The following is a 12,264-nucleotide window of genomic DNA, read 5'->3' on the forward strand; positions in this document are numbered from 1 at the left end:
TTAGACCCGTCCCGTCTTTGCGGCCGAACTTGCCCGCCGTTCGCGGGCGACCTGCTGGACTGCGCCCAGGCCGTTGTAGGCCGGCTTGGCCAGCCGCGCCGACTTGGAAGCCAGGTACACCAGCGGCCAGGTGACCAGGAACACCACCACGAGGTCGAGGATGGTGGTGAGGCCAAGAGTGAACGCGAACCCCTTCACCTGTCCGATCGCCAGGAAATACAGCACGGCGGCAGCCAGGAAGGTGACGGCGTTGCCGGACACGATCGTCTTACGGGCCCGCGCCCAACCGCGCGGAACCGCCGACCGGAACGAACGGCCTTCGCGTATCTCATCTTTGATGCGTTCGAAGAACACCACGAACGAGTCGGCGGTGGTGCCGATACCGATGATCAGACCCGCGATTCCGGCCAGGTCCAGGGTGTAGTTGATGTACCGGCCCAGCAGCACCAGGATCGCGAAAACCATTGCGCCCGAAGCGATCAACGACAGCGCAGTGAGCAGTCCGAGTACCCGGTAGTACAGCAGCGAGTACACCAGCACCAGCAGCAACCCGATCCCACCGGCAATCAGGCCGGCTCGCAGCGACGTCAAACCCAAAGTGGCGGATACGGTTTGGGCCTCCGAGGACTCGAAGGACAGCGGCAGCGAGCCGTACTTCAGCACGTTGGCGAGCTGCTTGGCCGTTGCCGCGCTGAACGGTGGGTCACCACCGCTGATCTGGGTGCGCCCGCCCGGAATCGGTTCCCTGATCATCGGTGCGCTGACCACCTGTGAATCCAGCGTAAAGGCCGTCTGGGTGCCGGTATGCGCGGCGGTGTAGTCGGCCCAGACGTTGGCGGCGGCGCTCTTGAACTGCAAATCCACCACATAGCCCAGGCTGTTCTGGTTCATGCCCGAGGTGGCGTCCTGGATCTGGTCACCGCTGATGATCGACGGGCCCAGGATGTAGGCGGTCTTGTGGTCGGTCGAGCAGGTGACCAGTGGCAGCTTCGGGTCGTCGTTGCCGGCCAGGATGTCGTCCTTGTCGCAGCGGCCCGCCTGGATCTGCAGGACGATCTTCTGGATGTAACCGACGGTGCTCTGCCGCAGTTTCTTCTCTTGCGCGATGCGCTCAGCGAGGTCTTTGCGCGGATCCGGCGCGGCGGGCATCTCGGGTGCCGGTGCCTCACCGGTCGGCGCCGGCGACGGCCCCGGGCTGGGTGCCGGCGAACCGCTGGGTGCGGGGCTGGGTGCCGGCGAACCGCTGGGCGCGGGGCTCGGCGCAGGCGTGGGGCTGGGCGCAGGCGTGGGGCTGGGCGCCGGATCCTGCGGATAGGGCCGCGGTTGCCCGCGCGGCGGCGCCGGCGCGCTCGACTGCGGCGGCGCGGGCGCCGGAGCGCCCGGGGCGGGAGCTCCCGGCGCGCCGGGGGCGGGAGCGACACCGGGCACGCCGGCGGGCGGCGCGCCGGGAGCACCGGGTGCGGGTGCGCCGGGTTCACCACCCGGCGGCTGCTGACCGGGTGTGGGCTCTTCGGGAGCCTTCTGCGCCGGCACCGAGTCCAGAACCGGCCGGATGTACAGGCGCGCCGTCTGGCCCAGATCACGCGCCTCGTTGCCGTCACTGCCCGGCACGGTGATGACCAGGTTGTCGCCGTCGACCACCACTTCCGAGCCGGAGACGCCCAGGCCGTTCACGCGGGAGCTGATGATCTGCTGGGCTTGCGCCAGCGCGTCACGGGTCGGTCGGGAGCCGTCCGGAGTGCGCGCCGTCAGCGTCACGCGGGTGCCGCCCTGCAGGTCAATGCCCAGCTTGGGGGTGGCCTTCTTGTCCCCGGTGAGAAACACCAGCAGGTAGACGCCGACAAGCATGAGCAGGAACACCGACAGGTAGCGGGCAGGCTGCACCGGCGCCGAAGACGATGCCACGTTCCTTCTGTCTCCTTATTCGGTCGTGAAGATCCGTCCAGCCCCGGACGAAGCCTCCGAAAAGACTACGTGCCGCGCCGCGACGGGTATCGCGCACGCGGCAGTCTGGGTAAGTCAGGAATCCTTGATGACGCGGCCGGGCTGCGAGTCGCTGGTCTCATCCTCGCCGAGCTCCACTGCGTTGCCCTCGACCTCGTAGTCATCGTCGTCGTCGGGCAGGATCCGGTCTCGCACGGCCAGCTTCATCCACGTCGTGACGACGCCGGGTGCGATCTCGAGGTCGACGGTGTCGTCGGTGAAGCTGACGACGGTCGCTTCCAGTCCGGACGTGGTGTGGACCCGATCCCCCGGCTGCAACGACTCGTGCAGGTCGATGGTGGCCTGCATGGCCTTGCGTTGGCGCCGCGACGCGAAGTACATGAACCCGCCCATGATGAGCAGGAACGGCAGGAAAAGGACAAAACTCTCCATCAGAACGCCTGTCTTTCGTATCGGTAGTGCTCGAATAACCCCGCCCAATCCGGGGTTGGGGCCGGTCTGGCCTGGGCGCACTCACGTCGCTAACGGTCCAGTGTGCCATTCCCGCAGGTCGCAAACCGACCGGCATCGCCAGCTGTTCACCGGCTAGGCTTTCACCTGCGACGTGACCTGCGCGTCCGCGGGAGGAGGAGTCCGTGGCCAGCCTCGAGCAGAGCCGTCATCTGGCCACCGAAATCCCCGGTCCCGCGTCGCTGGAGCTGAACAAGCGGCGGACCGCCGCGGTGTCGCACGGCGTCGGCATCACGCTGCCGGTGTTCGTAGCACGCGCCGGCGGCGGCGTCGTGGAAGACGTGGACGGCAACCGGCTCATCGACCTGGGCTCCGGGATCGCGGTGACCACGATCGGCAACGCAGCCCCACCCGTCGTGGAGGCGGTGCGCCAACAGGTGGCCGAGTTCACCCACACCTGCTTCATGGTGACGCCCTACGAGGGTTATGTCGCCGTGGCCGAGGAGCTGAACCGGATCACCCCGGGCGACGGCGAGAAGCGTTCGGTGCTGTTCAACTCGGGCGCGGAGGCCGTCGAGAGCTCCATCAAGGTGGCGCGCTCCTATACCGGTAAGTCGGCGGTGGTCGCGTTCGACCACGCCTACCACGGCCGGACCAACCTGACGATGGCGCTGACCGCCAAGTCGATGCCCTACAAGAGCGGGTTCGGCCCGTTCGCGCCGGAGATTTACCGCGCCCCGCTGTCCTACCCGTACCGGGATGGCCTGCTCGACAAGGAACTGGCCACCGACGGGGAGAAGGCTGCGGCGCGCGCCATCAGCGTGATGGACAAGCAGGTAGGCGCACAGAACCTGGCGGCCGTCATCATCGAGCCGATCCAGGGCGAAGGCGGGTTCATCGTCCCGGCCGAGGGATTCCTGCCCGCCCTGTTGCGCTGGTGCCGGGAGAACGATGTGGTCTTCATCGCCGACGAGGTGCAAACGGGTTTCGCGCGCACCGGAGCCATGTTCGCCTGCGAGCACGAAGGCATTCAGCCCGACATCATCGTGACCGCCAAGGGCATCGCCGACGGTCTTCCGCTGTCGGCGATCACCGGCCGGGCCGAGGTCATGGACGCTCCGCACGCCGGCGGCCTGGGCGGCACATTCGGCGGCAATCCGGTTGCGTGTGCCGCGGCACTGGCCACCATCAAGACCATCGAATCCGAAGGGCTGATCGAGCGGGCCCAGCAGATCGAGCGTCTGGTGACCGAGCCGCTGCTGCGTCTACAAGCCCGCGACGACCGGATCGGTGATGTGCGTGGCCGCGGCGCGATGATCGCCATCGAATTGGTGAAGTCCGGCACCGCCGACCCCGACCCGGAGTTGACCTTGCGGGTGGCCACCGCTGCGCATGCCGCCGGGGTCATCGTGTTGACCTGCGGCATGTTCGGCAACATCATCCGGCTGCTGCCGCCCCTGGCGATCACCGACGAACTGCTGACTGAAGGGGTCGATGTGCTGACGGGGCTGCTCGCCGACCTGTGAGGCGCGCGGCGGCGGCGCGCCCGCTGCGGCGCGAGCGTCCGCAAAATGCCAGCTTTCACGGCGTGTCGGCGGCAACACGCGCACGCTCGGCCGACCTCGGTCGCGGTCAGGCAGGCCGCTGCGCATCCCAGAAGTCGACGAGCGTCCCCGCAATCGTCTTCGCATCAACCAGCAGGGGCGCTACCCGACCGCCGCCCATGACCACGTCGGCGTGGGCATTGCGCATGGTGGCGCAGGCAGCCCTGGCCTGGTCCGGAGGCCAACCCTCGTCGTCGTCGTGCGCGGCCAGCATCAGCGTCGGTGCAGCGATGTGCGGCAGCCGGTCATGCAGGTCCGGCCGCTTGAGCATCATCGAACGCGCGGCGTGATACATACCTGTTCGGTCGGCCTGACGGAACGACTCCATGACCTCAGCGGAACCATCCGGTCCCAGGAGGGCCCTCGAGAGCGGGTCGCTGATCACTCGCGTGGGCCCGAATAGCCGATACAGCGCAACCAGCGGCCAGCCCTTGGTGACTCGGAATCGCCAGTCCACCGCGTGCACCGGAGTGCCGATGGTGGCGAGCGTGCGAATCCGGCGCGGCTGGGTTGCGGCAAGCAAAATGCCGACGTGTCCGCCCCACGCGTTGCCGACCCAGTCCACCGGCTCGTCGATGCCGAGCCCGTCCAGTACTTCCCCGGCGGCCTGCGCACATTCGTCGAAGGTGAAGTCCCGGGTAACCGGCGCGCTGCGACCGTGCGACGGCCCGTCGACGGCAACCACCGTGCGTCGCGGCGCTACCTCCCCGAGCGCGTCGACCAGGGGCGCCCACGATCGGGAATCGAGGAACAGACTGTGCCACAGCACGGTTACCGGACCGCTGCCTTGGCGCTGGACGTGCAATCGACCCAACCCGGTGGCCACGAATTCGTCTGTCATGAAAGACCTCATTTACTTCGGAAACCGAAACTTCGGTAACCGTAGTATCTTCGAGAACCATGGCGACGTCAAGAGACCTGCGCACGGACCGGCAAGCGGTCGGCCAGCTGCTGGTGCGGCTGACGCGGCAGTTCCGCGCCGATCTGGCCGCGCCCCACGCCGAGCAGGGCTACGGCGACATCCGCGATCCGCACCTGCAGATCTTCGGCAACATAAGAATGGGCGGCATCCGCCTCACGGAACTGGCCGCGCGAGCGCAGCTGAGCCTGGCGGCGACGTCGGAACTGGTGAACGACCTCGCGTCGCTGGGTTATCTGACCCGCCGCCCCGACCCGAAGGACGGCCGCGCCAAACTCATCGACCTCACCGAACGTGGCCGACGGTTGCTCGCCGATGCCGGTGACCGGGTTGCCGACATCGAGGCACGATGGTCGCAGTTGGTAGGGGCCGCCGACTTCGCGCACATGTGCGCCACCATGCAACGGCTGCTTGACATGCTGGACCCTGAGGACTCTCGCGCCTGAGCCCGGTGGCGCAATTCACAGACAACATGCAGCGGTTCTTCATTGAGGAATATCTTTACTTTAGCTAACGTTCTTTCTATCAGCGCAATGTCGCGCCACCTAGATTTCATTCTCCCCTTCATTTCAAAGAGGATCTGATATGTCGCCCACCCAAGAAGAGCGGATCGCCCGCCGCGCCGAGGAACTTGCCGCCACCGACCCCCAATTCGCGGCCGCAAAGCCGGACCCCGTGGTGGCCGAGGCATTGGAGAACCCGGATCTGCTACTCCCGCAGGTCATTCAGACCGTGGTCGACGGCTACGCCGACCGTCCGGCCCTAGGCCAGCGCGCCGCCGAGTTCGTCGCGGACCCGACAACCGGCCGCACCTCGCTGAACCTGCTCCCCCGATTCGAGACCATCACGTACCGCGAGCTCGGCGACCGGATCGCGGCGTTCGGACGCGCCCTGGCCGTCGAGACCGTGCAATCCGGCGACCGCGTGTGCGTCCTGGGCTTCAACAGCGTGGACTACACCACCATCGACATGGCGCTGGGTCAGATCGGAGCCGTCTCGGTGCCGTTGCAGACCAGCGCGGCGATCGCCCAGCTGCAACCGATCGTCGCCGAAACTGAGCCAAGCCTCCTGGCGGCGAGTGTCAACCAGCTGGCCGACGCGGTCGAGCTGATCCGCGGGGCCGCCCAGGCGCCCGGGAGGCTGGTGGTGTTCGACTACCACCCGCAGGTCGATGACGAACGCGAAGCGCTAGAAGGTGCCGCGGCCGCTCTGGCGGGCACCGGTGTGGTCGTCGAGACACTCAACGACGTGCTGCAGCGCGGCGCCGCTGCGCCGGCCCAGCCGCATCCGGAGTTGGCCGAGGACGCACTGGCCCTGCTGATCTACACCTCCGGCAGCACCGGCGCCCCCAAGGGCGCGATGTACCCGCAGCGCAATGTCGGCAAGATGTTCCGCCGGTCCGCCAAGAACTGGTTCGGACCCACCGCGGCGTCGATCACCCTCAACTTCATGCCGATGAGCCATGTCATGGGACGCGGCATCCTGTACGGCACGCTCGGCAACGGCGGCACCGCCTACTTCGCCGCCAAGAGCGACCTGTCGACGTTCCTGGAAGACCTGGCGCTGGTGCGGCCCACCGAGATGAACTTCGTCCCGCGCATCTGGGAGACCTTGTACGGCGAGTTCCAGAGCGAGGTGGACCGCCACCTGCTGGACGGCGGCGACCGCGCGGCGGTCGAGGCCGAGGTGCTGGTCGACCAGCGGGAGAACCTGCTCGGCGGCCGGTTCATTTTCGCGATGACGGGCTCGGCACCCATTTCACCGGAGCTGAAGAAGTGGGCGGAGTCGCTGCTGGAAATGCACCTCCTGGACGGCTACGGCTCCACCGAAGCCGGCATGGTGCTGTTCGACGGTGAGGTGCAACGTCCGCCGGTGATCGACTACAAGCTGGTCGACGTGCCGGACCTGGGCTACTTCACCACCGACCAGCCCCACCCGCGGGGCGAGCTGCTGCTCAAGACCGAGAACCTGTTCCCCGGCTACTACAAGCGCCCCGAGATCACGGCAGGCGTATTCGACGAGGACGGGTACTACCGGACCGGCGACGTCGTGGCCGAGATCGCCCCGAACCAGGTGCGCTACGTCGACCGCCGCAACAATGTGCTCAAGCTCGCCCAGGGCGAATTCGTCACCGTCGCCAAGCTGGAAGCCGTCTTCGGCAACAGCCCGCTGATCCGGCAGATCTACGTCTACGGCAACAGCGCCCACCCCTACCTGCTGGCAGTGGTGGTACCGACCGAGGACGCATTGGCTGCGCACGGCGTCGAGCCGCTGAAGCCGATGATCGCCGAGTCGCTGCAGACCGTCGCGAAAGAGGCCGGTCTGCAGTCCTACGAAGTGCCGCGGGACTTCATCATCGAGACCACTCCGTTCACTCTGGAGAACGGTCTGTTGACCGGCATCCGCAAGCTGGCGTGGCCGAAGCTGAAGGCACACTACGGCGAGCGCTTGGAGCAGCTGTACGCCGACCTGGCCGCCGGCCAGGCCAACGAGCTGAGCGAACTGCGCCGCGGCGGGGCCGACGGGCCGGTGCTCGAGACGGTGAGCCGGGCCGCGGCCGCCATGCTGGGCACCGCGCGCAGCGACCTGTCCCCGGAATCGCACTTCACCGACCTCGGTGGAGACTCGTTGTCCGCGTTGACCTTCGCCAACCTGCTGCAGGAGATCTTCGCGGTTGAGGTGCCGGTGGGCGTCATCGTCAGCCCGGCCAATGACCTGCAGGCGCTGGCCGGCTACATCGAGGCCGAGCGTCAGCCCGGCTCAAAGCGTCCGACCTTCGCCTCGGTGCACGGCCGGGACACCGTCGAGGTGCACGCCGCCGACCTCACGCTGGACAAGTTCATCGACGCCGACACCCTGGCGACGGCGGCCGGCCTTCCGGCGCCGAGCGACCAGGTGCGCACCGTGTTGCTGACCGGAGCGACCGGCTTCCTGGGCCGGTATCTGGCGCTGGAATGGCTGCAGCGGATGGCGCTGGTGGACGGCAAAGTGATCTGCCTGGTCCGCGCGAAGACGGACGAGGACGCTCGCGCCCGTTTGGACAACACGTTCGATAGCGGCGACCCCAAGCTGCTGGCGCACTACCGGGAGTTGGCCGCCAAGCACCTCGAGGTGCTCGCGGGTGACAAGGGCGAGGCCGACCTCGGGCTCGACCGCGCCACCTGGCAGCGGTTGGCCGACACCGTCGACGTGATCGTCGACCCGGCGGCCCTGGTCAACCACGTGTTGCCCTACAGCCAGCTGTTCGGACCGAACGCGCTGGGTACCGCGGAGCTGATCCGGTTGGCGCTGACCGCCAAGATCAAGCCCTTCAGCTACACCTCGACGATCGCAGTCGGCGGCGGAATCGCGCCGGGTGAGTTCACCGAGGACGCCGACATCCGCCAGATCAGCGCTACCCGCCAGATCGACGACGGGTACGCCAACGGCTACGCGAACAGCAAGTGGGCCGGCGAGGTGCTGCTACGCGAAGCACACGACCTGTGTGGCCTGCCGGTCGCGGTGTTCCGCTGCGACATGATCCTGGCCGACACCACCTGGGCCGGGCAGCTCAACGTGCCCGACATGTTCACTCGGACGATTTTGAGCCTGGCCGCCACCGGCATCGCGCCCGGTTCGTTCTACGAGCTCGATGGTGAGGGGAACCGGCAGCGGGCTCACTATGACGGTCTGCCGGTCGAGTTCATCGCCGAAGCCGTCGCGGTGCTGGGCGCACGCAGCGGCGACGGGTTCGCCACCTACCACGTGATGAACCCCTACGACGACGGCATCGGCTTCGACGAGTTCGTCGACTGGATGATCTCGGGAGGGTGCGCGATCCAGCGGATCGCCGACTACGGCGAGTGGTTGCAGCGCTTTGAGACCACGCTGCGCGGCCTGCCGGAGAAGCAGCGCAACGCCTCGCTGCTGCCGCTGCTGCACAACTACCAGAAGCCGGAGAGGCCGGTCAACGGGTCGATCGCGCCCACCGACGTGTTCCGCTCGGCGGTGCAGGAGGCCAAGATCGGCGCGGACAAGGACATCCCGCACGTCACACGGGCGATCATCGCCAAGTACGTGAGCGATCTGCGGCTACTTGGGCTGCTGTAATCGCCACCGCTGGGGCAGGCGTTCGGGTATCAGACCGAGCGCCTGCCCCGGCATTGTGCCTTGCCACCCGGTTTGACGACCGGCGAAGCGGGCAGACTCAATGCCATGCCCGAGCCGTCCGATCATGATTTGGCGGTGCGCATGGCCGAACTGGCCCGCGTCCTCGCCGCACCTCGCAATGCAGAGGAGATTCTCACCAAGGTCACCTCGGCCGCAGTTGACCTGATTGCAGGCGTCGACACCGCCGGGATTCTTCTGATCAAGAAGGGCGGTCAATTCGAATCGATCGCCGGTACCGACGAGTTGCCGCACGAGCTAGACGAACTCCAGCACACCCTCAATGAAGGGCCTTGCATCGAGGCCGCTTCGTCCTCGGACTACGACGTGGTGCGTACCGACGATTTCCGCCGTGAGACGCGCTGGCCCGCGTACACCGCCGCGGTTCAGAAGCTGGGGGTGCTCAGTGGGCTGTCCTTCCGGCTCTACACCCACGAGCGCACCGCCGGCGCGTTGAATTTGTTCGGCTTCCAGCCGACGGAGTGGGACGTCGAGCGGCAGACGATCGGCACGGTGTTGGCGGCGCACGCCGCGGCCGCACTCATGGCCACTAACCAGAGCGACAATTTACGGTCCGCGGTGGCCAGCAGGGACCGGATCGGTCAGGCCAAGGGGATCATCATGGAGCGCTTCGACGTCGACGACGTTCGGGCGTTCGAGATGCTGCGGCAACTCTCCCAGGAGAGCAACACCTCACTGATCGAAATCGCGCAGCGGGTCATCGACACCCGCAGCGGTCACTGACGCGGGTCGTCGTCCAGCCGCTGCAATTCGTCACTGTACGGAGCTCGGGGCGGCGCGATCTCGTCGAGTCGCTCGTTGATCGCGTGCGCAAGCATGTCGTGCTGCAAGGGCGGCAAGGCGATAGCCCCATTGAGGTAGGCGTCCATCTCGAAACGGCCGACGTCCCCGCCGAGGCTGAAGTAGCGCAACCACAGGTCGTCGACGCTGACGTCAGCCGCGTCGAAGGCAGCGCGAAACCGCTTGCTGAACTCGCTGGAGGTAGGCATTCTTTGGTCACACATCGCCCGGTGCTGCCACCATCCGGGCGGCCACGTCGTGCATGAGCCGGCCGGTACGGCGCGATTCGGCCGCCAGCTCACGGAAGGCCGCCACCGAGTCCAGCCCTCGGCGGGCCATCAAGATGCCTCGCGCCGTCGCAATGACTTCACGCGAGCGCAAAGTCTCTTTCAGCGCAGCGCTGAGCTGCTCGGCGGCCTGCCGAGTCTGGACGTTGGCAACAAATATCGCGGCTTCATCGCCGAATCGCCGCAACAGGTCCGCGTCGTGTTCGCTGAACTCTGCGGCGCCGGTCGAATAGACCTTGATCGCCCCGATGGCGCTCTGACCGCTGATCAGGGGGGCACTGACGAATGAGCGCATCCCCAGCTGGCGCGCCGACTTGATCCACGACGGCCAACGTCGTTCCTCCTCAGTCCCCTCCGAGCGCAACACGGTGAGATCCCGCCACGCGCTCAGGCAAGGCCCTTCGTCGAGCTGATATTGAAGTTCATCCAGCCGCTCCACCAACGGATCGGTGGCCGCAGAGGTGATCCGCTTGCCGTGCGCATCGAGCAGGCTCACGCCGGCCCCGGTGCTGCCGGGGATGGTGTCGACGGCCAGCGTGGTCACCCGGGCCAGGGCCGCCGAGACGGTCGCCTCGGTCAGCAACAAGCCCGACATGCGGGCGAAGATGCCGGCCAGCTCACCTGCCGGTCCGGGGTCAGCCGCCACGGGATGCCACCTCCTTCAGCGTCGTACGAGCCGAGGCAGGGACTACCACTCCCGCGCCCTCTCAAACGCCCGACAATGGCAGGCCTCCCATCAAGCCCGCGGTGACGGCCGGATTCCTGGCCATCTCAGTCAGTGCGACTTTCTGTTGCTGCGCGTGATCGATACGCCGGTCATTCGGTGAACATGAATCGAAACGCGATTCTAATTTTGCCCCGTATCGCCGCTTCAGCGATTGTCGACGCCGTTGCCTACATCATCCCAAAACACCTTGAATCCCTTGTTTCGCAGGGCATTCAAGGCAACCAGCCATACCCGAGAGATGCATCGACGAAGCATTGCGGCAATGCCAATGCTCGTCAGTGCAGGAATTTGTATCCAAATGTGTCGATTTGCCGAAGTTTCGGTCAGACGCGCGATAGCGTTCGCTTCGCAGTCGTATCGGGGAGCTGCTACCGCGAGGCCGAGGGGGACCAAATTGTCGTCTTATGTGATCGCAGCGCCTGAAGCGTTGACCGCCGCAGCGAGCGACTTACGCGGGATCGAAGACAGGCTTCGGGCCGCCACCACGGCGGCAGCCGTTCGCACCACTGCGATCCTCCCGCTGGCCGGCGACGAGGTGTCGGCGGCGGTGACGACGCTCTTCGGCGCCTTCGGGCAGGACTATCAGACCCTCAGCGCGCAGGTGTCGCTGTTTCACGAGCAGTTCACGCGTGCCGTGGGTGCCGGCGCGGGCGCGTATACGGCCGCTGAGGCAGTCAACGTCTCGCCGCTGCAACCCCTCGAGCAGAACGTGCTCGGGTTGATCAACGCGCCCACCAACACGCTGCTCGGGCGCCCGCTGATCGGTGACGGCTTCAACGGCGCCGCGGGCACCGGACAGGCCGGAGGCGCTGGCGGAATTCTGTGGGGTAACGGCGGTACCGGCGGATCGGGGGCGCCCGGCTTGACCGGTGGGCGCGGTGGAGACGCCGGGCTGTTCGGCAACGGTGGCGCCGGCGGAGCCGGAGGTACCGGGGCAGCCGGGGCGGTCGGTGGAACGGGCGGGGCCGGCGGAGCCAGCGGACTGCTGGGTGGATTCGGCGGGACGGGGGGTGCCGGTGGGACCGGCGGAGCCGGAGCTGTCGGTGTGGGCGGTGCCGGTGGGACCGGCGGCATGGGCGGCGCCGGACGCGCGTTGTTCGGCGGTGGCGCCGGAGCCGGCGGGGTCGGCGGCTCCGGTGGTGCCGGTGGCACAGGCATCACGGGGACGGCGGGCGCAGGGCCCCTCGGTGGCAAAGGCGGCATCGGCTTCGCCGGTGGTGCCGGTGGAGCCGGCGGCGACGGAGGGGCGAGCTACGGGTTGACGAGCGCCGGTGGCGCCGGAGGTGCCGGCGGCACCGGGGGTATCGGCGGCCTGGGTGGCGCCGGCGGCACCGGCCTGGGCCTTGACGCTGACGGCGGCAACGGCGGCACCGGCGGTAACGGCGG

At 67.4% G+C, this 12,264-nt stretch carries 10 protein-coding genes; 5 read left to right on the forward strand and 5 right to left on the reverse strand.

Annotation, left to right across the window (positions count from 1 at the left end; translation table 11 throughout):
* Positions 1-1,905 (reverse strand): protein translocase subunit SecD, encoded by a 1,905-nt coding sequence (gene secD, locus AWC08_RS30440; protein WP_065132329.1) that lies wholly within the window; start codon positions 1,903-1,905, stop codon positions 1-3.
* Positions 1,906-2,019: 114 nt separating this feature from the next.
* A complete protein-coding gene (yajC, locus tag AWC08_RS30445; protein WP_065132328.1) occupies positions 2,020-2,376 on the reverse strand; it encodes a preprotein translocase subunit YajC in 357 nt (118 codons plus the stop codon).
* Positions 2,377-2,579: 203 nt separating this feature from the next.
* Here yajC and gabT point away from each other — a divergent pair, with 203 nt between their 5' ends.
* Complete coding sequence (gene gabT, locus AWC08_RS30450) at positions 2,580-3,920, forward strand: 4-aminobutyrate--2-oxoglutarate transaminase (protein ID WP_065132327.1); 1,341 nt, start codon at positions 2,580-2,582, stop codon at positions 3,918-3,920.
* Between the two features lie 106 nt (positions 3,921-4,026).
* On the opposite strand, the gene AWC08_RS30455 is transcribed toward gabT, so the two are convergent.
* Positions 4,027-4,839 carry an alpha/beta fold hydrolase gene (locus tag AWC08_RS30455; protein ID WP_082986097.1) on the reverse strand — a complete coding sequence of 271 codons (813 nt, stop codon included), beginning with the start codon at positions 4,837-4,839 and terminating at the stop codon, positions 4,027-4,029.
* Between the two features lie 59 nt (positions 4,840-4,898).
* On the opposite strand from AWC08_RS30455, the gene AWC08_RS30460 reads away from it, so the two are divergent.
* The 3 genes from AWC08_RS30460 to AWC08_RS30470 all read left to right on the forward strand — a co-directional run bounded on the left by AWC08_RS30460 (position 4,899) and on the right by AWC08_RS30470 (position 9,807).
* On the forward strand, positions 4,899-5,363 hold the full coding sequence (locus AWC08_RS30460) for a MarR family winged helix-turn-helix transcriptional regulator (RefSeq protein WP_065132325.1): 465 nt from the start codon (positions 4,899-4,901) through the stop codon (positions 5,361-5,363).
* A gap of 139 nt (positions 5,364-5,502) precedes the next feature.
* Positions 5,503-9,006, forward strand: coding sequence for a carboxylic acid reductase (gene car / locus AWC08_RS30465; protein ID WP_065132324.1), 3,504 nt, complete (start codon positions 5,503-5,505; stop codon positions 9,004-9,006).
* Positions 9,007-9,111: 105 nt separating this feature from the next.
* Positions 9,112-9,807 carry an ANTAR domain-containing protein gene (locus AWC08_RS30470; protein ID WP_065132323.1) on the forward strand — a complete coding sequence of 232 codons (696 nt, stop codon included), beginning with the start codon at positions 9,112-9,114 and terminating at the stop codon, positions 9,805-9,807.
* On the opposite strand, the gene AWC08_RS30475 is transcribed toward AWC08_RS30470, so the two are convergent.
* Together AWC08_RS30475 and AWC08_RS30480 are read right to left on the reverse strand one after the other, a co-directional pair.
* Positions 9,801-10,073, reverse strand: a complete 273-nt coding sequence (locus AWC08_RS30475; protein ID WP_065132322.1) for a hypothetical protein — start codon at positions 10,071-10,073, stop codon at positions 9,801-9,803. The genes AWC08_RS30470 and AWC08_RS30475 overlap by 7 nt on opposite strands.
* 7 nt (positions 10,074-10,080) lie before the next feature.
* On the reverse strand, positions 10,081-10,797 hold the full coding sequence (locus AWC08_RS30480) for a GAF and ANTAR domain-containing protein (RefSeq protein WP_065132321.1): 717 nt from the start codon (positions 10,795-10,797) through the stop codon (positions 10,081-10,083).
* Between the two features lie 475 nt (positions 10,798-11,272).
* On the opposite strand from AWC08_RS30480, the gene AWC08_RS30485 reads away from it, so the two are divergent.
* On the forward strand, positions 11,273-12,264 hold a 992-nt coding region (locus AWC08_RS30485), incomplete at its 3' end, for a PE family protein (RefSeq protein WP_244906556.1).

This window comes from Mycobacterium gordonae (genome assembly GCF_002101675.1).
Lineage (GTDB): Bacteria > Actinomycetota > Actinomycetes > Mycobacteriales > Mycobacteriaceae > Mycobacterium > Mycobacterium gordonae.